The 22,709-nt window shown below is 69.8% G+C and carries 19 protein-coding genes; 18 read left to right on the forward strand and 1 reads right to left on the reverse strand.

Going from position 1 to position 22,709, the window contains the following annotated elements:
* Positions 1-70 precede the first annotated feature (70 nt).
* On the forward strand, positions 71-3,970 hold the full coding sequence (locus RM590_RS26310; protein ID WP_311707205.1) for a DNA-directed RNA polymerase subunit beta': 3,900 nt from the start codon (positions 71-73) through the stop codon (positions 3,968-3,970).
* Positions 3,971-4,061: 91 nt separating this feature from the next.
* On the opposite strand, the gene RM590_RS26315 is transcribed toward RM590_RS26310, so the two are convergent.
* The gene (locus tag RM590_RS26315) at positions 4,062-5,132 is read right to left on the reverse strand and encodes an LCP family protein (protein WP_311707206.1); all 1,071 of its coding nucleotides are present in this window, start codon (positions 5,130-5,132) and stop codon (positions 4,062-4,064) included.
* 245 nt (positions 5,133-5,377) lie between these two features.
* On the opposite strand from RM590_RS26315, the gene rpsL reads away from it, so the two are divergent.
* From rpsL to rplW, 17 genes are all read left to right on the forward strand, one after another.
* Positions 5,378-5,749, forward strand: a complete 372-nt coding sequence (rpsL, locus tag RM590_RS26320) for a 30S ribosomal protein S12 (protein ID WP_049572471.1) — start codon at positions 5,378-5,380, stop codon at positions 5,747-5,749.
* Between the two features lie 2 nt (positions 5,750-5,751).
* A complete protein-coding gene (gene rpsG / locus RM590_RS26325; protein ID WP_113689428.1) occupies positions 5,752-6,222 on the forward strand; it encodes a 30S ribosomal protein S7 in 471 nt (156 codons plus the stop codon).
* 38 nt (positions 6,223-6,260) lie between these two features.
* Positions 6,261-8,384, forward strand: a complete 2,124-nt coding sequence (gene fusA / locus RM590_RS26330) for an elongation factor G (RefSeq protein ID WP_311707207.1) — start codon at positions 6,261-6,263, stop codon at positions 8,382-8,384.
* Positions 8,385-8,555: 171 nt separating this feature from the next.
* Positions 8,556-9,749 carry an elongation factor Tu gene (tuf, locus tag RM590_RS26335; RefSeq protein ID WP_311707208.1) on the forward strand — a complete coding sequence of 398 codons (1,194 nt, stop codon included), beginning with the start codon at positions 8,556-8,558 and terminating at the stop codon, positions 9,747-9,749.
* Positions 9,750-9,965: 216 nt separating this feature from the next.
* Positions 9,966-10,361, forward strand: coding sequence for a DUF485 domain-containing protein (locus RM590_RS26340; protein ID WP_311707209.1), 396 nt, complete (start codon positions 9,966-9,968; stop codon positions 10,359-10,361).
* Positions 10,358-12,061: a solute symporter family protein gene (locus RM590_RS26345; protein WP_311707210.1), complete on the forward strand. Its 1,704-nt coding sequence runs from the start codon at positions 10,358-10,360 to the stop codon at positions 12,059-12,061. The genes RM590_RS26340 and RM590_RS26345 overlap by 4 nt, the downstream gene beginning before the upstream one ends.
* A gap of 165 nt (positions 12,062-12,226) precedes the next feature.
* Complete coding sequence (locus tag RM590_RS26350; RefSeq protein ID WP_311707211.1) at positions 12,227-12,880, forward strand: NAD(P)-dependent oxidoreductase; 654 nt, start codon at positions 12,227-12,229, stop codon at positions 12,878-12,880.
* Between the two features lie 136 nt (positions 12,881-13,016).
* Positions 13,017-15,239, forward strand: coding sequence for an MMPL family transporter (locus tag RM590_RS26355; RefSeq protein WP_311707212.1), 2,223 nt, complete (start codon positions 13,017-13,019; stop codon positions 15,237-15,239).
* 161 nt (positions 15,240-15,400) lie between these two features.
* Positions 15,401-16,465 (forward strand): DUF5954 family protein, encoded by a 1,065-nt coding sequence (locus RM590_RS26360; protein ID WP_311707213.1) that lies wholly within the window; start codon positions 15,401-15,403, stop codon positions 16,463-16,465.
* Positions 16,466-16,508: 43 nt separating this feature from the next.
* The gene (locus tag RM590_RS26365; RefSeq protein ID WP_311707214.1) at positions 16,509-17,621 is read left to right on the forward strand and encodes a sensor histidine kinase; all 1,113 of its coding nucleotides are present in this window, start codon (positions 16,509-16,511) and stop codon (positions 17,619-17,621) included.
* A gap of 58 nt (positions 17,622-17,679) precedes the next feature.
* Positions 17,680-18,441, forward strand: coding sequence for a LytR/AlgR family response regulator transcription factor (locus tag RM590_RS26370; protein WP_311707215.1), 762 nt, complete (start codon positions 17,680-17,682; stop codon positions 18,439-18,441).
* A gap of 13 nt (positions 18,442-18,454) precedes the next feature.
* The gene (locus tag RM590_RS26375; RefSeq protein WP_311707216.1) at positions 18,455-18,817 is read left to right on the forward strand and encodes a hypothetical protein; all 363 of its coding nucleotides are present in this window, start codon (positions 18,455-18,457) and stop codon (positions 18,815-18,817) included.
* Entirely contained in the window at positions 18,814-20,274 is a 1,461-nt protein-coding gene (locus tag RM590_RS26380) for a sodium/solute symporter (RefSeq protein ID WP_311707217.1), read from the forward strand. Before RM590_RS26375 ends, RM590_RS26380 begins: the two co-directional genes overlap by 4 nt.
* A 418-nt stretch (positions 20,275-20,692) precedes the next feature.
* Entirely contained in the window at positions 20,693-21,001 is a 309-nt protein-coding gene (rpsJ, locus tag RM590_RS26385) for a 30S ribosomal protein S10 (RefSeq protein ID WP_016473429.1), read from the forward strand.
* A 16-nt stretch (positions 21,002-21,017) separates the two neighbouring features.
* The gene (gene rplC, locus RM590_RS26390; RefSeq protein WP_311707218.1) at positions 21,018-21,662 is read left to right on the forward strand and encodes a 50S ribosomal protein L3; all 645 of its coding nucleotides are present in this window, start codon (positions 21,018-21,020) and stop codon (positions 21,660-21,662) included.
* A gap of 7 nt (positions 21,663-21,669) precedes the next feature.
* Positions 21,670-22,338, forward strand: a complete 669-nt coding sequence (gene rplD / locus RM590_RS26395) for a 50S ribosomal protein L4 (protein WP_311707219.1) — start codon at positions 21,670-21,672, stop codon at positions 22,336-22,338.
* Positions 22,338-22,673, forward strand: coding sequence for a 50S ribosomal protein L23 (rplW, locus tag RM590_RS26400; protein WP_311707220.1), 336 nt, complete (start codon positions 22,338-22,340; stop codon positions 22,671-22,673). Before rplD ends, rplW begins: the two co-directional genes overlap by 1 nt.
* Positions 22,674-22,709 lie beyond the last annotated feature (36 nt).

A 22,709-nucleotide genomic window follows, 5' to 3' on the forward strand; every position in this document is an offset into this window, starting at 1 on the left:
CCCGTCCGGCCTCCCCACCCGGACCCCGACAGACCATTGACTGACACGACCCTGAGAGGGATTGACGAGAGTGCTCGACGTCAACTTCTTCGACGAACTGCGCATTGGCCTGGCCACCGCTGACGACATCCGTCAGTGGTCGCACGGCGAGGTCAAGAAGCCGGAGACCATCAACTACCGCACCCTCAAGCCCGAGAAGGACGGACTCTTCTGCGAGAAGATCTTCGGTCCGACCCGGGACTGGGAGTGCTACTGCGGCAAGTACAAGCGCGTCCGCTTCAAGGGCATCATCTGTGAGCGGTGCGGCGTCGAGGTGACCCGTGCCAAGGTGCGTCGCGAGCGGATGGGCCACATCGAGCTGGCCGCGCCCGTGACCCACATCTGGTACTTCAAGGGCGTTCCGTCGCGCCTGGGCTACCTGCTGGACCTGGCGCCGAAGGACCTGGAGAAGGTCATCTACTTCGCCGCGTACATGATCACGTACGTGGACGAGGAGCGCCGCACGCGCGACCTGCCCTCGCTGGAGGCGCACATCTCCGTCGAGCGCCAGCAGATCGAGCAGCGCCGCGACGCCGACCTGGAGGCCCGGGCCAAGAAGCAGGAGGCCGACCTGGCCGAGCTCGAGGCCGAGGGCGCCAAGGCGGACGCGCGCCGCAAGGTGCGCGAGGGCGCCGAGCGCGAGATGAAGCAGCTCCGCGACCGTGCCCAGCGCGAGCTGGACCGCCTGGACGAGGTCTGGAACCGCTTCAAGAACCTGAAGGTCCAGGACCTGGAGGGCGACGAGCTGCTCTACCGCGAGCTGCGTGACCGCTTCGGGACCTACTTTGACGGCTCGATGGGCGCCGCGGCGCTCCAGAAGCGCCTGGAGACCTTCGACCTGGACGAGGAGGCCGAGCGGCTGCGGGAGATCATCCGCACCGGCAAGGGCCAGAAGAAGACCCGTGCCCTGAAGCGGCTGAAGGTCGTCTCCGCGTTCCTCCAGACCTCCAACAGCCCCAAGGGCATGGTGCTGGACTGCGTCCCGGTGATCCCGCCGGACCTGCGTCCGATGGTGCAGCTCGACGGTGGCCGCTTCGCGACCTCCGACCTGAACGACCTGTACCGCCGCGTCATCAACCGGAACAACCGCCTCAAGCGGCTTCTCGACCTCGGTGCGCCCGAGATCATCGTGAACAACGAGAAGCGGATGCTCCAGGAGGCCGTGGACGCGCTGTTCGACAACGGCCGCCGGGGCCGCCCGGTGACCGGCCCGGGCAACCGGCCGCTGAAGTCCCTGTCCGACATGCTCAAGGGCAAGCAGGGCCGCTTCCGGCAGAACCTGCTGGGCAAGCGCGTGGACTACTCGGCGCGTTCCGTGATCGTCGTCGGCCCGCAGCTCAAGCTGCACCAGTGCGGTCTGCCGAAGGCCATGGCGCTCGAGCTGTTCAAGCCGTTCGTGATGAAGCGCCTGGTGGATCTGAACCACGCGCAGAACATCAAGTCGGCCAAGCGCATGGTCGAGCGCCAGCGGACCGTGGTGTACGACGTCCTCGAAGAGGTCATCGCCGAGCACCCGGTCCTGCTGAACCGCGCCCCGACCCTGCACCGGCTCGGCATCCAGGCGTTCGAGCCGCAGCTCGTCGAGGGCAAGGCCATCCAGATCCACCCGCTCGTCTGCACCGCGTTCAACGCGGACTTCGACGGTGACCAGATGGCCGTCCACCTGCCGCTGTCGGCGGAGGCGCAGGCCGAGGCCCGCATCCTGATGCTGTCCTCGAACAACATCCTCAAGCCGGCCGACGGCCGGCCGGTGACCATGCCCACCCAGGACATGGTGCTGGGCCTCTTCTTCCTCACCACCGACGAGGAGGAGCGCGAGGTGATCGGCGAGGGCCGGTCGTTCGCCTCCACCGCCGAGGGCATCATGGCGTTCGACGCCGGCGAGCTGTCGCTCCAGGCGAAGGTCGACATCCGGTTCCCGGTGGGCTCGGTGCCGCCCCGCGGCTGGACCCCGCCGCCGCCCGCCGAGGGCGACCCCGAGTGGCAGCCGGGCGACAGCTTCCGGATGCGGACCACGCTGGGCCGGGCGCTGTTCAACGAGCTGCTGCCCGAGGACTACCCGTTCGTGGACCAGTCCGTGGGCAAGAAGCAGCTTTCCGGCATCGTCAACGACCTGGCCGAGCGCTACCCCAAGGTCGTCGTCGCCGCCGCCCTGGACAACCTGAAGGCCGCCGGTTACTACTGGGCCACCCGGTCCGGCGTCACCGTCGCGGTCTCCGACATCGTCGTGCCCGAGGCGAAGAAGGGCATCCTCGCCAACTACGAGGCGCAGGACGAGAAGGTCCAGAAGCAGTACGAGCGCGGCCTGATCACCAAGGACGAGCGGACCCAGGAGCTCATCGCGATCTGGACGAAGGCGACCAACGAGGTCGCCGAGACCATGAGCGACAACTTCCCCAAGACGAACCCGATCTTCATGATGGTCGACTCGGGGGCCCGCGGAAACATGATGCAGATGCGTCAGATCGCGGGTATGCGCGGCCTGGTGTCCAACGCGAAGAACGAGACCATCCCGCGGCCGATCAAGGCGTCGTTCCGCGAGGGCCTCACCGTGCTGGAGTACTTCATCTCCACGCACGGCGCGCGCAAGGGTCTGGCCGACACCGCCCTGCGGACCGCCGACTCCGGGTACCTCACCCGGCGTCTGGTGGACGTCTCCCAGGACGTGATCATCCGCGAGGAGGACTGCGGCACCGACCGCGGCCTCAAGCTGGCGATCGCGGCCCGGGGCGCGGACGGCGTGCTGCGCAAGGCGGACGACGTCGAGTCCAGCGTCTACGCCCGCTGCCTCGCCGAGGACATCGTCGTGGACGGCAAGGTGCTGGCCCCGGCCGGCACCGACCTGGGCGATGTGCTCATCGACGAGCTGGTCCTGCACGGTGTCGAGACCGTCAAGACCCGTTCGGTGCTCACCTGTGAGTCCGCCGTCGGCACCTGCGCCATGTGCTACGGGCGCTCGCTGGCGACCGGCAAGCTGGTGGACATCGGCGAGGCGGTCGGCATCATCGCCGCCCAGTCCATCGGCGAGCCCGGCACGCAGCTCACCATGCGGACGTTCCACACGGGTGGTGTCGCCGGTGAGGACATCACGCAGGGTCTGCCGCGTGTGGTCGAGCTCTTCGAGGCCCGGACCCCGAAGGGTGTCGCGCCGATCTCCGAGTCGGCCGGCCGGGTGCGGATCGAGGAGACCGAGAAGACCAAGAAGGTCATCGTCACCCCGGACGACGGCTCCGACGAGACCTCGTACGCGGTCTCCAAGCGGGCCCGGCTCCTGGTGGGCGAGGGCGACCACGTCACCGTCGGCCAGCCGCTGACGGTCGGCGCGGCCAACCCGCACGACGTGCTCCGGATCCTCGGCCAGCGCGCGGTGCAGATCTACCTGGTCGGCGAGGTCCAGAAGGTCTACAACGCGCAGGGCGTGGCCATCCACGACAAGCACATCGAGATCATCGTCCGGCAGATGCTGCGCCGGGTGACGATCATCGAGTCCGGCGACGCGGAGCTGCTGCCGGGCGAGCTGGTCGAGCGCTCGAAGTTCGAGTCGGAGAACCGGCGCGTCGTGGCGGAGGGCGGTCACCCGGCCTCCGGCCGTCCGCAGCTCATGGGGATCACCAAGGCGTCGCTGGCCACCGAGTCGTGGCTGTCGGCGGCGTCCTTCCAGGAGACGACCCGGGTGCTCACCGACGCGGCGATCAACGCCAAGTCGGACTCCCTGATCGGCCTCAAGGAGAACGTGATCATCGGCAAGCTCATCCCGGCCGGCACGGGCCTGTCCCGCTACCGGAACATCCGGGTGGAGCCGACCGAGGAGGCGAAGGCCGCGATGTACTCGGCCGTCGGTTACGACGACATCGACTACTCGCCCTTCGGCAGCGGCTCCGGCCAGGCGGTCCCGCTGGAGGACTACGACTACGGCCCGTACCAGGGCTGACGTCCGTCCGGCCCCTGCCGGTTTCCCACCGCCGCCCACCCACCCCGTCCGGGGCGGGTGGGCGGCGGCGTGTCCGCGCCGGCCCGGTGGGTCAGCGGACCTCGTCCGGGAGCTGCTCGGGGGCCCCGTCGCCGGCGAGGAAGGCGGGCATCGCGTCGTCGCGCATGGCCTCCCACAGCGGCCCGGCCGCCTCCTCGTCCAGCAGGACCACGGACTGGCCCTCGATCCGGTCGGTGCCGGCCACCGGGGCGTTCATGAAGTGGACGTCCGAGGCGCGCATGCCGCGCAGATCCCAGGCGAGTCCGCGGATGTCGTCGTTGCCGAGTCCGTCGTCGACGCTGACGACCTCGTCGATGGTGCCGAGCAGGCCGCTCATCCGGCCCGGGTCGGTGAGCGTGCCCGCGCTCAGGGTCTGGGTCATCAGCGCCCGCAGGAAGTTCTGCTGGCGCCGGGTGCGGTCGAAGTCGCCGCCGGGCAGGCTGCGTCGTTCCCTGACGTACTCCAGGGCCTGCTCGCCGTTCAGCCGCTCGCCGTTGATCTCCACGCCGCCCACCGCGTCGGTGAGCCGCCGGAAGCCGGACCAGTCGAGCACGGCCAGGTGGTCGACGCGGATCCCCGTGAGGTTCTGCACGGTCTCGACCATCAGCGCGGGGCCGCCCCACGAGTAGGCGGCGTTGAGCTTGGCCTCGCCGTAGCCCGGGATCTCCACCCAGGTGTCCCGGGGCAACGAGACGACGGAGGCCGTCTCGCGGTCACCGGAGAGCTGGAGCAGCATCATGGTGTCGCTGCGGGCGGCGCCGGCCTGCCAGGCCGGGCCCGGTTCGGGTGTCTCGTCGTCGTCGAGGCCGACGAGGAGGAACACCAGCGCGTCGCCCTCGACGCGCGGTGGCTGGGATTCGGCCGGAAGCGTGGGCAGCGCGTCCGGGATGCGGTCGATGGAGTCGAGTGCCTGGTCGGTGCGCCAGTACGCGTAGCCGGCGGCGGCGAGCACGAGCACGGCTAACGCGGTGAGCAGGCCGAGCAGGGCGCGCAGCCAGAGCCGGCGCCGTATTCGCCGGGGTCTCGGTCCGGGTTCGGTATCGTCTGCGGTGGCGTCCCCCGTTGTTTCCCCCTTCGACGCGGACTCTTCCTGCGCGGTGGCGCTGTCCCCTCCTGTGTCCATGGGGCCATTGTGCGGCCGTGCCCGCTTGTTTTGACCGGAGCCCCTGGGGTAGGTACGCTCTGACCTTGTGCCTGGGGTGTTCCCTGCGCTTTTTCCTGCCGCACCGGAACTCCGGGATCTGCATCCGCTCCCCGCACCTTTATGAGGAGCTGGAGCCTGCAGTCTTCGACACACCCGACCGCGTGGGTCGGTGTTGTGGCCCGGGTTAGCTTTATTGAGATCGGCACAGAGAAACCGGAGAAACGGTGCCAACGATCCAGCAGCTGGTCCGCAAGGGCCGGCAGGACAAGGTCGAGAAGAACAAGACGCCGGCGCTCGAGGGCTCCCCTCAGCGGCGCGGCGTCTGCACGCGTGTGTTCACCACCACCCCGAAGAAGCCGAACTCGGCCCTCCGCAAGGTCGCCCGTGTGCGGCTGAGCAACGGCATCGAGGTCACCGCCTACATTCCGGGTGAGAACCACAACCTTCAGGAGCACTCCATCGTGCTGGTGCGCGGTGGTCGTGTGAAGGACCTGCCGGGTGTTCGTTACAAGATCATCCGTGGTTCCCTGGACACCCAGGGCGTCAAGAACCGCAAGCAGGCCCGCAGCCGCTACGGCGCCAAGAAGGAGAAGTAAGAATGCCTCGTAAGGGCCCGGCCCCGAAGCGTCCGGTTCACATTGACCCGGTCTACGGCTCTCCTCTGGTGACCTCCCTCATCAACAAGGTGCTGCTGAACGGCAAGCGCTCCACCGCCGAGCGCATCGTCTACGGCGCCATGGAGGGGCTGCGGGAGAAGACCGGCAACGACCCGGTGATCACCCTCAAGCGGGCGCTGGAGAACGTGAAGCCGACCCTTGAGGTCCGCTCCCGGCGCGTCGGTGGTGCCACCTACCAGGTTCCGGTCGAGGTCCGCCCCGGCCGTTCCTCGACGCTTGCCCTGCGCTGGCTGGTCGGCTACTCGCGTGCCCGCCGTGAGAAGACCATGACCGAGCGGCTGATGAACGAGCTGCTCGACGCCTCCAACGGGCTCGGTGCCTCCGTGAAGAAGCGTGAGGACACCCACAAGATGGCCGAGTCCAACAAGGCCTTCGCGCACTACCGCTGGTAGTCGCAACCCCATCGAGACCGAGAGAAGACTGAAGCCAGATGGCTACCACTTCACTTGACCTGGCCAGGGTCCGCAACATCGGGATCATGGCCCACATCGACGCGGGCAAGACGACGACCACCGAGCGGATCCTGTACTACACCGGCGTGAGCTACAAGATCGGCGAGGTTCACGACGGCGCCGCCACCATGGACTGGATGGCGCAGGAGCAGGAACGCGGCATCACGATCACCTCGGCCGCCACCACCTGCCACTGGCCGCTCGATGAGGTCGATCACACCATCAACATCATCGACACCCCGGGACACGTCGACTTCACGGTCGAGGTGGAGCGCTCGCTGCGCGTGCTCGACGGTGCCGTCACGGTGTTCGACGGTGTGGCCGGCGTCGAGCCGCAGTCCGAGACGGTCTGGCGTCAGGCCGACCGTTACGGCGTGCCGCGTATCTGCTTCGTGAACAAGCTGGACCGCACCGGGGCCGACTTCTTCCGCTGTGTCGACATGATCGTCGACCGGCTGGGCGCGACCCCGCTGGTCATGCAGCTTCCGATCGGCGCCGAGGCGGGCTTCCAGGGCGTGGTGGACCTCGTCCGCATGAAGGCCCTGGTGTGGTCCGAGGAGACCAAGCTCGGGGAGATGTACGACGTCGTCGACATTCCCGAGGACCTTCAGGCCCAGGCCGAGGAGTGGCACGGCAAGCTGGTCGAGGCTGTCGCGGAGAACGACGAAGAGGTGATGGAGCTGTACCTGGAGGGTGAGGAGCCCTCCGTGGAGCAGCTCTACGCGGCGATCCGCCGTGTCACCCTCGCGTCCACCGGCGCCGAGGGCTCCACCACGATCACCCCGGTGTTCTGTGGCACCGCGTTCAAGAACAAGGGCGTTCAGCCCCTGCTCGACGCGGTCGTGCGGTACCTGCCGTCGCCGCTGGACATCGAGGCCGTCGAGGGGCACTCCCCGCGGGACCCGGAGGAGGTCATCCTGCGGAAGCCGTCCGAGGAGGAGCCGCTGGCCGCTCTCGCCTTCAAGATCGCGAGCGACCCGCACCTGGGCAAGCTCACCTTCATCCGGGTCTACTCCGGCGTGCTCACCGCGGGCATGCAGGTGCAGAACTCCGTGAAGGAGAAGAAGGAGCGGATCGGCAAGATCTACCGCATGCACGCGAACAAGCGTGAGGAGATCGAGCGGGTCGGCGCGGGCGACATCGTCGCGGTCATGGGCCTGAAGCAGACCACCACCGGTGAGACGCTGTGCGACCCGGCCAAGCCGGTGATCCTGGAGTCGATGGACTTCCCGGCGCCGGTCATCGAGGTCGCCATCGAGCCCAAGTCCAAGGGCGACCAGGAGAAGCTGGGCATCGCGATCCAGCGCCTGGCCGAGGAGGACCCGTCCTTCCAGGTCAAGGCTGATCAGGAGACCGGCCAGACGATCATCTCGGGCATGGGCGAGCTGCACCTCGATGTGCTGGTCGACCGCATGAAGCGCGAGTTCAAGGTCGAGGCCAACGTCGGCAAGCCGCAGGTCGCCTACCGGGAGACCCTGCGCCGGGCCGTCGACAAGGTCGACTACACCCACAAGAAGCAGACCGGTGGTTCCGGTCAGTTCGCGAAGGTGCAGATCAGCCTGGAGCCGCTGGAGGGCGACGGGTACGAGTTCGAGAACAAGATCACCGGTGGTCGCATCCCCAGGGAGTACATCCCCTCGGTGGACGCGGGCTGCCAGGAGGCGATGGAGTTCGGCGTGCTCGCCGGCTACCCGCTGACCGGCGTCAAGGTGACCCTGCTCGACGGCGCGTACCACGACGTCGACTCCTCCGAGATGGCGTTCAAGATCGCCGGTTCGATGGCGTTCAAGGAGGCCGCGCGGAAGGCCAGCCCGGCTCTCCTGGAGCCGCTGATGGCCGTCGAGGTCACCACGCCCGAGGACTACATGGGCGATGTGATCGGCGACCTCAACTCGCGGCGTGGTCAGATCCAGGCCATGGAGGACCGCAGCGGCGCCAAGGTCGTCAAGGCGCTCGTGCCGCTGTCGGAGATGTTCGGTTACGTGGGTGACCTGCGCAGCAAGACCTCCGGTCGCGCGAGTTACAGCATGCAGTTCGATTCCTACGGCGAGGTTCCCAAGAACGTTGCCGAGGAGATCATCGCGAAGGCCAAGGGCGAGTAACCCTTTAAGCTGGAGCAACGGGCAATCGGGGGCATTCCGCCCCCGATGCCCAGCCCTTTAGCGAAGCGGTCAAGGGCGTCCCCCTCGGGGTCCTGACCGGTTCGGTCGACCATCTGAAAACCTTCCGCAAGACGCGGGGGGCGTACAGCACCAGTCCACAGGAGGACCCCAGTGGCGAAGGCGAAGTTCGAGCGGACTAAGCCGCACGTCAACATTGGCACCATCGGTCACATCGACCACGGCAAGACGACGCTTACCGCGGCGATTACCAAGGTGCTGCACGACGCTTTCCCGGACCTGAACGAGACGTTCGCGTTCGAGAACATCGACAAGGCGCCCGAGGAGCGTCAGCGCGGTATCACGATCTCCATCGCGCACGTCGAGTACCAGACGGAGAACCGGCACTACGCTCACGTTGACTGCCCGGGCCACGCGGACTACATCAAGAACATGATCACTGGTGCCGCCCAGATGGACGGCGCGATCCTGGTTGTGGCCGCCACCGACGGCCCGATGCCGCAGACCAAGGAGCACGTGCTCCTGGCCCGTCAGGTCGGCGTGCCGTACATCGTTGTCGCCCTGAACAAGGCCGACATGGTGGACGACGAGGAGATCATGGAGCTCGTCGAGCTCGAGGTCCGTGAGCTGCTCACCGAGTACGAGTTCCCGGGCGACGACGTGCCGGTCGTCAAGGTCTCGGCGCTCAAGGCCCTCGAGGGCGACCCGGAGTGGTCCAAGACCGTTCTGGAGCTCATGAAGGCCGTGGACGAGTCCATTCCGCAGCCGGAGCGCGACGTCGACAAGCCGTTCCTGATGCCGATCGAGGACGTGTTCACCATCACCGGTCGCGGCACCGTGGTGACCGGCCGTATTGAGCGCGGCATCCTCAAGGTCAACGAGACCGTCGACATCATCGGTATCCGTGAGGCGAAGGCCACCACGACCGTCACCGGTATCGAGATGTTCCGCAAGCTGCTCGACGAGGGCCGCGCCGGTGAGAACGTCGGTCTGCTGCTCCGCGGCATCAAGCGCGAGGATGTCGAGCGCGGCCAGGTCGTCATCAAGCCGGGTTCGGTCACCCCGCACACCGAGTTCGAGGCGACCGCGTACATCCTGTCGAAGGACGAGGGTGGCCGTCACACCCCGTTCTTCAACAACTACCGCCCGCAGTTCTACTTCCGGACGACGGACGTGACCGGCGTGGTGCACCTCCCCGAGGGCACCGAGATGGTCATGCCCGGCGACAACACCGACATGCGCGTCGAGCTGATCCAGCCCGTCGCCATGGAGGAGGGCCTGAAGTTCGCCATCCGTGAGGGTGGCCGGACCGTGGGCGCCGGCCAGGTCACCAAGATCCTCAAGTGAGCTGACCGCAGGCGCGAGCCACCGGACGGGCCCCGTTCCGCATGACTTTCATGCGGCGCGGGGCCCGTTCGCTGTTCCCGCGCCGGGGCAGGCGCCCCCTGGTCGCCCGCTCGGCGCGGATATCGACCGTTCGTCGAGTGGCGCCGTCGGCCCCGTGACCCTGTTGTGTGACGCTCCTTACATTTCCCGGAGCACTTGCACTCGACAGGAGCCGTGATGACGACGACACACTCCGCACCCGAGGCCAGCGGGCCTCCGCCGGACGGTGACTTGGAGACCCGTTCGGCGGCCATGCACGACGACCCCCGCTTCCGCGAACTCCGCGGCCGGCTGCTGCGGTTCGTCGTCCCGGCGAGCGTTGCCTTCCTCGCGTGGTATTTGCTCTACGTCCTGCTGTCCGCCTACGCGGGCGGCTTCATGTCCACCAAGGTCGTCGGCAGCGCGAACGTCGCGCTGTTCTTCGGGCTCCTCCAGTTCGTGACCACCTTCGGCATCGCGGTCCTGTACTCCCGTTACACCAACCGCCACTTCGACCCGCTGGCCGACGAGTTGCGCGAGGAACTGGAGAGCGGGCCCACCGTTCCCGGCGCGCGGAAGGGTGAGGATTCATGATCACGCTGGCCGCGGAGACCACCAACCAGGAGCGGCTGATCACCGTCATCCTGTTCACGCTGCTGATCGCGACCACGCTCGGCGTCACCGTGTGGGCCAGCCGCCAGACCAAGTCGGCGACCGACTTCCACTCCGGCGGGCGCGGCTTCTCCGGCATTCAGAACGGCTTCGCCATCGGCGGCGACTACATGTCCGCCGCGTCCTTCCTCGGCATCGCCGGCACGATCGCCCTCTTCGGCTACGACGGCTTCCTGTACTCGATCGGCTTCCTGGTGGCCTGGCTGGTGGCGCTGCTGCTGGTGGCCGAACTGCTGCGGAACTCCGGCCGGTTCACGATGGCGGACGTCGTGTCGTACCGAATGCGGCAGCGCCCGGTGCGCACCGCCGCCTCGGTCTCCACGCTGACGGTGTCAATCTTCTATCTGCTGGCGCAGATGGTCGGCGCGGGCGCGCTGGTGGCGCTGCTGCTGGGCATCGAGGAGGGCGAGACCTACCTCGGCATGAGCGCCGACGTGGCGAAGATCGTCGGCATCGTCGTGGTGGGCATCCTGATGGTCACCTATGTGTCGTTCGGCGGCATGACCGGCACCACCTGGGTGCAGATCATCAAGGCCGTGATGCTGATGGGCGGCGCCCTGCTGGTCACGCTGCTGGTGCTGTCGATGTACGACTTCAACTTCGGCTCCCTGATGAACGACGCGGCGGCGGCCAGCGGCGCGGGCGACGCGTTCCTCGAACCGGGGCAGCGTTACGGCGTCGAAGTCGCGGGCGACGCCTGGCAGACGATGATCAACAAGCTGGATCTGATCAGCCTTGGCCTGGCGCTGGTGCTGGGCACGGCCGGCCTGCCGCACATCCTGATCCGCTTCTACACCGTGCCGGACTCCAAGACCGCGCGGAAGTCGGTCAACTGGGCCATCGGCATCATCGGCACCTTCTACCTGCTGACCCTGGTCCTGGGCTTCGGCGCCGCCGCGATCGTCGGGCACGAGGCCATCACCGAGCAGAACACGGCCGGGAACACGGCGGCCCCGCAGTTGGCCGAGGCGGTGGGCGACCACTTCGGCGGCGACTTCTGGGGCGCGGTGATGCTGGCGTTCATCGCGGCCGTCGCGTTCGCCACGATCCTGTCCACGGTGGCGGGGCTCACCATCGCCTCGTCCTCGTCGCTGGCGCACGACTTCTACAACAGCGTGCTGCGCAAGGGGAAGGCGAGCGGGCAGGAAGAGGTCCGGGTGGCGCGGTTCGCCGCGATCGGCGTGGGCATCGTGGCCATCGTGCTGGCGGTCTTCGCGCAGAACTTGAACGTGGCCTTTCTTGTCGCGCTGGCCTTCGCGATCGCCGCCTCGGCGAATCTGCCGACGATCCTGCTGAGCCTCTTCTGGCGCCGGTTCAACACGACGGGCGCGGTGGCCGGCATCTACGGCGGGCTGATCAGCTCGGTCGGCCTGGTGTTCTTCTCGCCCGTGGTCTCCGGCAAGGGCGTGGACGCCGCGGGGAACAACCTTTCGCTGTTCCCCGAGAGCGTCGACTTCCACTGGTTCCCGCTGGAGAACCCGGGCCTGGTCTCCATCCCGCTCGGCCTGGTCTGCGCCATCGTCGGCACGCTGATGTCCTCCGAGAGCGACGATCAGCGCTTCGCCAGGCTCCAGGTCCGGGCCCTCACCGGGGCCGGGGCGGAACGGGCCACCACCCACTGAGGCGGCTTCCCTCAGCCGCCCGACCGCCGGGGTTCCCCGCCCGGCCCCCGCCCGGGGTCTTGAGCTTCCCCTCTCAAGACCCCGGGCGCCTCCATGACGCGGGCGGTCAGGGGTGGCACGCTGACGGTCGAGAACGGAGCCGCAATCATGCAAAAGGGGACAGCAATGGCCAGGATCGCGATCTTCGGGGCGAACGGCGCCATCGGCCACCGCGTCGTGAGCGAGGCCCTGGACCGGGGGCACACGGTCACCGCCGTGGTCCGTGACGCCTCGTCCATCAGCAGAACACATGAGAACCTGTCGGTCGTCACCGGCGACGTGCTGGACCCGGCCAGTGTCAGCGCGGTCGCCACCGGCCAGGACGTGCTGGTCAGCGCCGTGGGAGGCGGGACCGGCCCGGGGCATCTCGCGCTGATCCGGCCGTCCGCCGAGTCGCTGGTCGCCGGGCTGCACGCGCTGGGCGCCGCCGCCCCCCGGCTGATCATGGTCGGCGGCGCGGGCTCGTTGCGGATGCCGGACGGCAAGCGGGTCTGGGACGCGCCCGGGCTGCCGGAGGAGGTCCTCCAGATCATGCACGCCCACGGCGACGCGCTCGACTATCTGCGCGGCGAGGCCGGCGACGTGCGCTGGACGAACATGAGCCCCGCCGCCCGGATCGAGCCGGGCCGGCGCACCGGCACCTACCGCACCGGCGACGACGAGCTGGTGGTGGACGACTCGGGCGACAGCCGGATCTCCACCGAGGACTACGCGGTCGCGCTCGTCGACGAGATCGAACAGCCGCGGCACATCGGCCAGCGCTTCACCGTGGGCTACTGACCGCCAGGCACCCCGCGGGTACCGGGCCCCCCGCCCCCGGTGCACTTGAGTGCACCCCCGCGGTGGGCCCGGTGCCCGCCGCGGTGGGGGGTGAAGCGGCTGGGGCGCGAGGCCGTCGACTTCTAACGTCGAGGGCATGACCAAGGCACTGAACGGGCCCCGGCCGGGGCTCGCCGCGCGGCTCGGCGGCTGGAGCACCCGGCACCGCAAGACGGCCATCCTCGGCTGGCTGCTGTTCGTGATGATCGCCGCGACCGTCGGGGGCATGGCGGGCGCCCAGGAGATGTCCGACTCCGAGGGCGGGACCGGCGACTCGGCCGAGGCCGCCCGGATCCTGGAGGACGCGGACCTGACCACGCCCGCCGCCGAGATGGTGATGGTCCGCAGCCCCGAGCCCGACGGCTGGGCGGCGGCGGCCGAGTCGCTGTCGGCGAGGCTGGCGGAGACCGGCGAGGTCGGTGACCTGGGGGAGCCGGTGCGCTCGGACAGCGGCCGGGAGGGCCTGATCTCCTTCGAGCTGGCGGGTGACCCGGACACCGCCGGAGACCGCGTGGGCCCCGTGCTGGACGCGGTGGCGGAGACGCGGGCCGCGTACGCGGAGGCCGGCATCGAGCTGTACGAGTTCGGCGACGGCAGTGCCGAGGCGATGCTCTCCGACATGCTGACCGACGACCTGCGCACAGCCGAGTTCACGGCGGTGCCGCTGGCGCTGGGCATCCTGCTCATCGTCTTCGGCGCGCTGGTCGCCGCGCTGCTGCCGGTCTTCCTCGCGCTGACGGCGTGCGTGGGCACGTTCGGGCTGCTGGCCCTCGCCTCGCACCAGGTGCCGATCTTCGAGAGCACCAACTCGGTGATGTTCCTGGTGGGCCTGGCCGTGGGCGTCGACTACTGCCTGTTCTACCTGCGGCGCGAACGCGACGAGCGGGCCGCCGGCCGGGACGCCGAGACCGCGCTGCGGATCGCCGCGGCGACCAGCGGCCGGGCGGTGCTGATCTCCGGGATCACGGTCATGCTCGCGATGTCCGGCATGTTCCTCTCCGGACTGCTGCTGTTCCAGGGCTTCGCCGTCGCCACCATCCTGGTCGTGCTGATGGCGATGCTGGGCTCCGTCACGGTGCTGCCCGCTGCGCTGTCCTGGCTGGGCGACCGGGCGAACGCGGGCCGGGTGCCGCTGCTGAACCGCCGGGGCCGCAAGGGATCGCACGCCGCCGGCGGAATCTCCGGCTCGCTGCTGCGGCCGGTGCTGGCCCGGCCGAGGTTCTTCGCGGTCGCGGCGGGCGGGGTGCTGCTCGCGCTGTGCGCCCCCGCGCTCGGCATGAAGACCGAACAGCTCGGCATGGAGAAGCAGTTCGGTTCCGAGGCGGCGCTGACCGTGGCGTTCCGGGAGATCACCGGCAGCTTCCCCGGCGGCCCGGCCCCGGCCGAGGTGGTGGTCGCCGCCGACGTGAACGACCCCGAGTTCCGCGCGGCGCTCGCCGACTTCGAGCAACAGGCGTCCGCCTGGGGCGAGTTCGGCGAGCCGATCGTCGTGGAGCAGCACCCGGAGCAGGGCGTGGCGCGGATCGAGGTGCCGCTGGCCGGGAACGGGGCGGACGCCACCTCGAAGCGGGCGCTGGAGACGCTGCGCGAGGTGCTCGTTCCCCAGACGCTGGAACCGGTGGCGCGCGAGGCGTACGTCGGCGGCGACCTCGCCGAGTCCGTCGACTTCACCGACCAGCTCGGCGCGGGCATCCTGCCGGTGTTCCTCTTCATCGCCGCCGTGACGTTCCTGCTGATGCTGCTCTGCTTCCGCTCCCTGCCGATCGCCGTCGCGTCGATCCTGCTCAACCTGCTGTCGGTGGGCGCCGCCTACGGCACGATGACGGCCGTCTTCCAGCACGGCTGGGGCGCCGAGCTGCTCGGCATGGAGCCGGCGGGCGCGATCGAGGCGTGGATGCCGATGTTCGTGCTGGTCATCCTCTTCGGCCTGTCGATGGACTACCACGTGTTCGTCGTCTCCCGGATCCGCGAGGCCCACGACCGGGGGCTGACCACGCGGGACGCCATCGCCGAGGGCATCCGCGCCACGGCCGGCTCGGTGACCGGCGCCGCGGCGATCATGATCGCGGTCTTCTCGGTCTTCGCGCTGCTCCAGATGCAGGACATGCAGCAGATGGGCGTCGGCCTCGCGGTGGCGGTCCTGGTGGACGCCACCCTGGTGCGGATGGTGCTGCTGCCCTCCGTCATGGCGCTGCTCGGCGAGCGGAACTGGTACCTCCCGCGGTGGCTCCGCTGGCTGCCGCACGTCAGCCACGGCGAGGAGACGGCCCGCGCGGCCGCCCCGGCGCCCGGGGGACCGGAGCACATGCTCGTCAAGTAACGGTCGGAAGCACGCCGCCTTTCACCTCTTCTCGGGGGGCACCTCTTCTCGTGGTGAAAGGCGGCGTGAAGACGTGAATGCGGGGGCAAGTTAGCCCCTCCAACGGGGGGACTTTGTGTAATCGACTGACCGCGATGGGCTGTTGGCGTAACACTGAGCGCATGAAGGATCACCGGAAGAGCCCACCGCGCCATCTGACTTTCCGGGTGACCCACCGGGACGATCCGGTCTCCGAGGTCACCGAGCAGGACACGATCATCGCCGCCGAACGCTATCCGCACATCGTGATCCGCGGCCCGGTCTTCGGGTTCGCGGAGCAGCGTCCGGAGGACGGCCCCGCGTGGCGGCTGCTCAACGACGTCGCGGACGGATTCGCCCAGCACTCGCGCGACGGCCTCAACTCGTACCTGTGGTTCAAGGCCAAGGACGAGACGCGCCCCGGCGACCCGCTGCGCGACCAACTGCTCGCGGCCGTCGCCGAGTTGGAGAGCGCCCCGGTCAACGAGGTGCGCGTCGGCGACACCCGGTACCGGATCGTGCGCGGCGACGAGTTCGCCCGCATCGGGCCGGACGGCCTGGAGGGGCCCCGCCCCACCGACCCGGACGATCCCGGGCGCGACATCGGCGAGCGCCGCCAGCGCCCGGAGCGCAGAAGCCGCACCCGGGGATTCGTCATCGACCACGCCAGCCCCACCGGGATCATGGAGTCCATCCAGCGGATGGAATTGTTGCTCCTGCACTACGAGGCGGCCCGCATCCCCGCCGACGTCCGCGAGGACTCCCGCCGCGCGCTGAGCACCCACCCCGGCCTGGTGCTGCTGCCGGCCACGTTCACGTTCGCGGAGCGCAAGACCGCCTCCTGGGAGCCGATGGCCTCCCTCCAGGCCACCCCGCAGGAGGCCCGCCGCACCCTCTACAACTATCTGTCCGAGTTCCTGCCGAAGCTGGAGCAGGGCGTCAGCCCCGCGGACGCGGAGGCGTACGCCCGCGCCGCCGAGCAGTACCGGGCCGGCCCGCCCGGCGACGAACTGAGCGTCCTCGGGCGGCGGTTCCGCATCATCCGCGTCGAGCGCCTGATGCGCATCGGCCCCGACGGCCCCGAGCCGCCGCGCGCCACCGACACCGACCCGTACGGCCCGATGCAGATCCATCCGCCGCTGGAGGAGGTGGAGGAAGAACAGCGCCGCGAGGAGGCGGATCGCGAACGCGGCGAGGCCTCCGCCTGACCGAGCACTACTCTCAGCCACGTCCCTGGGCTAGCGTGCGGCCATGCTCCAGCGGATGCGTCGCAAGCGGGCCGGCGAGGGTGCCACCGTGCGGGTGCTCGGCGTCGTGCAGGCCGTGGACGCCGATCTGCGGGACGGGCTCGGCGGCCGGGGCGCCGTCCAGGCCGCGCGGCGGCTGCGGCGGCTGCTGGCCGCCGACACCGTCGTGCTCGCGGACCTCGACGGGCCCGTGGCGGTGGCCGGCCCCGAGCCGGACGCCGCCCCGCTCGCCGAGCTGCTGGCGCAGACGTACGAACACGCCAACCCCGCGCACCGGCCGCCCTGGACCGCCGAGCCGCTGATCGTCGCGGGCGAGCTGTCCGGCGCGCTGGCCGTCCGCGGCGGCGCGGGGCCCGACATCGCCGCGGTGGCGACGCTGGTGGCCCGTTCCCTCGACCACGCCGCGCTGCGCCGCGCGCGCAGCCGCATCGCCCAGGCCGACCTGCGCACGCTGCGCGCCCAGATCTCCCCGCACTTCCTGCACAACGCGCTCGCCGTCATCGGCGCGCGCATCCGCACCGACCCCGACCGGGCGCGCACCCTGCTCAACGACTTCGCCGACTATCTGCGCTACAGCTTCGCCGCCCGCGGCGACTACGCGACCGTCGCCGACGAACTCCAGGCCATCCAGACCTACCTGGAGCTCCAGCGCGCCCGCTTCGACGACCGCATGGAGCTCTCCGTGCGCATGGCGCCGGAGATCCTGCCGGTCGCCATCCCGTTCCTGGTCATCCAGCCCATCGTGGAGAACGCCGTCCGGCACGGTCTGGAGCCCAAGCCCGGCCCCGGCGCCATCAGCGTCCGGGGCTTCGGCGAGGGGCCGCTGTGCGTGATCGAGATCGAGGACGACGGCGTCGGCATGGACCCGGAGTTCGCCCAGGCCATCCTCGCGGGCAAGGAACGCCGCGACGACAAGCGCGCCGGGGGCGTCTCCCCGGACGGCGCCCGCCGCAGCGTCGGGCTCGCCAACGTCGACCAGCGGCTGCGCGCCGTGTACGGGCCCGAGTACGGGCTGGTGATCGAGACGGCCCCCGGGAGCGGGACCAAGGTCATCGTGCGTGTGCCCCGGTTCAACAGGACCGCATCGGCCTTGCTAGGCCATTTGGGCATGCGTTAGATTCGTCGCGTCTCCGGACCTACCGCCGGGCTCGGCGCGGAGCGGGAGTGGTCGCGACATGACAATACAGACGCGGCTGCGGGCTCTGGTCGTGGAGGACGAGGCGTCCACACGGCAGGAGCTGGCCGCCATGCTGGCCGCCAGCCCGGAGGTCGTCGAGGTCAGCGAGGCCGACGGCGGCGAATCGGCCGTCCGGCTGCTCGGCACCGAGAGCTATGACGCCGTCTTCCTGGACATCTCCATGCCCGGCCTGGACGGCATGGAGGTCGCCCGCCTCCTCAGCATGCTGTCCGCGGCGCCGGCCATCGTCTTCGTCACCGCATCCGAGCACCACGCCGTCGAGGCGTTCGGCATCGGCGCCGCCGACTACCTGCTCAAGCCCATCCGCCCCGAGCGGCTGGCCGAGGCCGTCTCCCGCGTCGCCGCGCTGCGCCGGCCGCCGCCCGCGACCCCGCGCCCGGCCGGCGCCGACGAGCTGGCCGTGGTTCAGATCGAGACCGGCCGGCACACGCTGTTCGTCCACCGCGACGACATCCAGTTCGCCGAGGCGCACGGCGACTACGTGCGGCTGCACACCGCCGAGGACTCCCACCTCATCCGCCTCTCCCTGACCTATCTGGAGGAGGTCTGGGCCCCGGCCGGCTTCGTCCGCGCCCACCGCGGCTACCTCGTCGCCATCCGCTGGGTCACCGATCTGCGCGTGACCAGCTCCTCCGGGCTGCTGGCCTGCACCCCCGCCGGCGACGTCCCCGTCAGCAGGCGGCACGCCCGCGCCCTGAAGGAACGGCTGCTGGCCGCCGTCCGGGACGAGGCCCGTTGAGAGCGGGAACGTCGTGAGCGCGTCACGCCGGGTGCGGGTCACCAGCCCGCAGACCCGCATCGCCCTCTCGCGCCGGCACCGCCCCGCCCAGCACCTGGTGCCGCTCCCCGTGCCCGGCTCGGACGACGCGGAGGCGCTGGCCCGGGCGCGGGCGCTGTTCGTCCGGCAGCGGCGGCTCGCGGTGCGCACGCTGTGCCTGCTCGGGCTGCTGCTGTTCGGGCTGAGCGGGCTGCTGGGCGGGCTGCCCGTCCTCGGCCGGGTCACCGTCGCCGGCTTCCCCGTGTCCTGGCTGCTGCTGATGGCCGCCAGCTACCCGTTGCTGCTGGTCATCGCCGTGCTGCACGTCCGCCGGGCGGAACGGATCGAGGGCGGATGACCGCACTGCTCGCGATCGGGCTGCTGTTCGCGGCGAGCATGGCCATCGGCATCTACGGGGTGCGCGCCACGCGCTCCACGACGCCCGACTTCCTCGTCGCCTCCCGCCGGGTGGCCCCCGGCTGGAACGCGATGGCCATCGCCGGCGAGTACGTCTCGGCCGCCTCGGTGCTCGGCCTGGCCGGGCTGATGCTGAAGAACGGCATCGGCACGCTGTGGTACGCGGTCGGCTTCACCGCCGGCTACGTCGCGGTCGCCGCGCTGGTCGCGGGCCCGATGCGGCGGTCGGGCGCGTACACCGTGCCCGACTTCGCGGACTACCGCCTGGGCTCGGAGACGATCCGCAAGCTGTGCGCGGTCATCGTGCTGGTGATCATGTGGCTGTACCTCGTGCCGCAGTTCAAGGGCGCGGGCATGGTGCTGCACCTGGTGAGCGGCACCCCGTACTGGGTGGGCGTCGTGCTGGCCGGCGTCGTGGTGAGCGCGTCGATCGCGGCGGGCGGCATGCGTTCGGCGACGTATGTGCAGGGCTTCCACTATGTGGTGAAGCTGCTGTTCATAGCGGTGCCCGCGATCTTCCTGGTCGTGCACGCCGGGGACGACGCGCGCGACGAGGCGCTGCGGATGGACGTCAGCGAGTGGAGCCGGCCGCTGCTGGACCTGGAGGGCTCCGGCCAGCCGCTGCTGGCGACCTGGTCGGTGCTGCTGGCCACGACCCTGGGCGCCGTGGGCCTGCCGCACGTGATCATGCGCTTCCACACCAGCGCGACGGCGTGGGTGGCGCGGCGGGTCGCGGTGGGCGTCATCGTGCTGCTCGGTGTCTTTTATCTCTTTCCGGCCGTCTACGGGCTGCTGGGCCGGGTCTTCACCCCGGGGCTGGTGACCGGCGGCGACACGGACACGGTGACCGTCGTGCTGCCGGGGGAGATCGTGCCCGGCGGCTGGGGATCGGTGCTGACCGCGATCGTCGCGGCGGGCGCGTTCGCGGCGTTCCTGTCCACCTCGTCCGGGCTGCTGATGGCGCTGGCCGGCGGCCTGTCCCACGACCTCTCCCGGGCCAGCGTGCCCCGGCTGCGGCTGGCCGTGGCGGCTGGCGCGCTGGTGGCCGTCCTGCTGTCCCTGCCCGCGCGCAGCGTGGACATCAACGTGGCGGTGGGCTGGGCGTTCGCGGTGGCCGCCTCGACGTTCTGCCCGCTGCTCGTGCTCGGCATCTGGTGGCGCGGGCTGACCCGGGCCGGCGCGGCGGCGGGCCTGGCGGCCGGTGTCTGCGCGGCGACCGGCTCGGCGCTGGCCTCGGTCCTCACCGACCCGGGGCCGGGCTGGCTGGTGGTGCTGCTCGCCCAGCCGGCCGCGTGGACCGTTCCGCTGGCGTTCGCGGTGATGGTGGGCGTCTCGCTGCTGGGCCGCCCGCCCGAGTGGTCCGAGCGCGCGGTGCTGCGCCTGCACCTCCCGGGCTGAGGCCCGGGACCGGGCCGCCCGCACCCCGGCACCCCACCCGGTGGCCGGGCGCCGTCGCCCCGGGCTCGATTGGAAAGCACAGTGCGGCATATGGCACACTGACCAGGTTGCTCGGTTGAGAGTCGATGCCGCGCGCCTCCCGCCGGGAGGACTGGAAGCGAGTCCCACTGTATTCGTCGTGTCATATTTGCCCTGAAACAGAGGGGTAGGCGCGGAAATACCGGGATCTTCCGGGAAGCGTGGGCGACGCATCAGCCAGGCGCCCGGTGGAAGTTCTCCCCCCACTCCTCGCAGAGGAAACCCCCTGCGGCGAAATCTGGGAGCGAGTGCGACACACCCGACCGCGTGGGTCGGAGCGAGGGGAGGTGCGGCCCCGGGTTCCAGAGCGTTGACGAAGAGACAGGACTACAAAGTAGCCATGGCGGGACAGAAGATCCGCATCCGGCTCAAGGCCTACGACCACGAGGTCATCGACAACTCGGCGAAGAAGATCGTCGAGACGGTGACCCGCACGGGTGCGTCGGTCGCGGGCCCGGTGCCGCTGCCCACTGAGAAGAACGTGTACTGCGTCATCAAGTCGCCGCACAAGTACAAGGATTCGCGCGAGCACTTCGAGATGCGCACCCACAAGCGCCTGATCGACATCCTTGACCCGACCCCCAAGACCGTTGACTCGCTGATGCGCCTGGACCTGCCGGCCGGCGTCGACATCGAGATCAAGCTCTGAGAGGCGCGGAAGAGAGATGACCAAGCAGATCAAGGGCGTCCTGGGCGAGAAGCTCGGCATGACCCAGGTCTGGGACGACAACAACCGCGTCGTCCCGGTGACCGTGGTCAAGGCCGGGCCCTGTGTCGTCACCCAGGTGCGCACCAACGACAGGGACGGCTACGAGTCCGTCCAGATCGCGTTCGGTGAGATCGACCCGCGCAAGGTGAACAAGCCCCTCAAGGGCCACTTCGCCAAGGCCGACGTCACCCCCCGCCGCCACCTGGTGGAGATCCGCACCGGGGACGCCGCCGAGTACACCCTCGGCCAGGAGATCACCGCCGAGGTGTTCGAGTCCGGCGTCCGGGTCGACGTGACCGGCACCAGCAAGGGCAAGGGCACCGCCGGTGTCATGAAGCGCCACGGATTCGGCGGCCTCGGTGCCTCGCACGGCACCCAGCGCAAGCACCGCTCGCCCGGCTCCATCGGCGGCTGCGCCACCCCGGGCCGCGTGTTCAAGGGCCTGCGCATGGCCGGCCGGATGGGCAACGAGCGCGTCACCACCCAGAACCTGACCGTCCACGCCGTTGACGCGGAGAAGGGCCTGCTGCTCATCAAGGGCGCGGTGCCCGGCCCCAACGGCGGCCTCGTCCTGGTCCGCACCGCGGCCAAGGGGGCCTGAGTTAATCATGAGCACCGTTGACATCCTTTCGCCCGCCGGCGAGAAGACCGGGACCGTCGAGCTCCCCGCGGAGATCTTCGACGCCAAGGTCAGCATTCCGCTGATCCACCAGGTCGTCGTCGCGCAGCTCGCCGCCGCCCGCCAGGGCACGCACAAGACCAAGACCCGTGGCGAGGTCCGCGGCGGTGGCAAGAAGCCGTACCGCCAGAAGGGCACCGGCCGCGCCCGTCAGGGCTCCGTCCGCGCCCCGCAGTTCGCCGGCGGTGGCGTCGTCCACGGTCCCGTGCCGCGTGACTACACGCAGCGGACCCCGAAGAAGATGAAGGCCGCCGCGCTGCGCGGTGCCCTCACCGACCGGGCCCGGCACGACCGCATCCACATCGTCACCGGCGTGGTGGACGGCGAGGTCTCGACCAAGTCCGCGCGGACCCTGCTCGGCAAGATCAGCGACCGGAAGAAGGTCCTGCTGGTCGTCGAGCGCTCCGACGAGACCGCCTGGCTCTCCGCCCGGAACCTGCCCCAGGTCCACCTGCTCGACCCGGGTCAGCTCAACACCTACGACGTGATGGACTCCGACGACGTCGTGTTCACCAAGGCCGCCTTCGACCGCTTCGTCGCCGGCCCCGCCGCCGCGAAGACCGCGCTCGACAAGCAGCCCGAAGGGAGTGACGCCTGATGACCGACGCGACTGTCGCCGACATCTCCAGCAAGCACTTCCCGGACCCGCACGACATCCTGATCAAGCCTGTGGTGTCCGAGAAGAGTTACGCGCTCCTCGACGAGAACAAGTACACGTTCATCGTCGACCCGCGTGCCAACAAGACCCAGATCAAGCAGGCCGTCCAGGCGGTCTTCTCGGTCAAGGTCACCTCGGTCCACACCATCAACCGGCAGGGCAAGCGCAAGCGCACCCGCACCGGCTACGGCAGGCGTGCCAGCACCAAGCGCGCCATCGTGACCCTCGCCGAGGGCGACAGCATCGACATCTTCGGCGGTCCGGTCGCCTCCTAGGAGGAACCGGTCCGTCCGATACCGGACGAGGACTAA

Source organism: Streptomyces litchfieldiae, from assembly GCF_031845365.1.
GTDB classification, from domain to species: domain Bacteria; phylum Actinomycetota; class Actinomycetes; order Streptomycetales; family Streptomycetaceae; genus Streptomyces; species Streptomyces litchfieldiae.

Coding starts and splice junctions, on each gene's coding strand:
- rplC (WP_311707218.1), top strand. CDS start 21,018: ATGACCAAGCAGATCAAGGGCGTCCTGGGCGAGAAGCTCGGCATGACC.
- RM590_RS26315 (WP_311707206.1), bottom strand. CDS start 5,132: ATGGACACAGGAGGGGACAGCGCCACCGCGCAGGAAGAGTCCGCGTCG.
- RM590_RS26345 (WP_311707210.1), top strand. CDS start 10,358: ATGATCACGCTGGCCGCGGAGACCACCAACCAGGAGCGGCTGATCACC.
- fusA (WP_311707207.1), top strand. CDS start 6,261: ATGGCTACCACTTCACTTGACCTGGCCAGGGTCCGCAACATCGGGATC.
- RM590_RS26365 (WP_311707214.1), top strand. CDS start 16,509: ATGCTCCAGCGGATGCGTCGCAAGCGGGCCGGCGAGGGTGCCACCGTG.
- RM590_RS26370 (WP_311707215.1), top strand. CDS start 17,680: ATGACAATACAGACGCGGCTGCGGGCTCTGGTCGTGGAGGACGAGGCG.
- RM590_RS26355 (WP_311707212.1), top strand. CDS start 13,017: ATGACCAAGGCACTGAACGGGCCCCGGCCGGGGCTCGCCGCGCGGCTC.
- RM590_RS26380 (WP_311707217.1), top strand. CDS start 18,814: ATGACCGCACTGCTCGCGATCGGGCTGCTGTTCGCGGCGAGCATGGCC.
- rplW (WP_311707220.1), top strand. CDS start 22,338: ATGACCGACGCGACTGTCGCCGACATCTCCAGCAAGCACTTCCCGGAC.
- RM590_RS26360 (WP_311707213.1), top strand. CDS start 15,401: ATGAAGGATCACCGGAAGAGCCCACCGCGCCATCTGACTTTCCGGGTG.
- rpsJ (WP_016473429.1), top strand. CDS start 20,693: ATGGCGGGACAGAAGATCCGCATCCGGCTCAAGGCCTACGACCACGAG.
- RM590_RS26340 (WP_311707209.1), top strand. CDS start 9,966: ATGACGACGACACACTCCGCACCCGAGGCCAGCGGGCCTCCGCCGGAC.
- rplD (WP_311707219.1), top strand. CDS start 21,670: ATGAGCACCGTTGACATCCTTTCGCCCGCCGGCGAGAAGACCGGGACC.
- rpsG (WP_113689428.1), top strand. CDS start 5,752: ATGCCTCGTAAGGGCCCGGCCCCGAAGCGTCCGGTTCACATTGACCCG.
- RM590_RS26350 (WP_311707211.1), top strand. CDS start 12,227: ATGGCCAGGATCGCGATCTTCGGGGCGAACGGCGCCATCGGCCACCGC.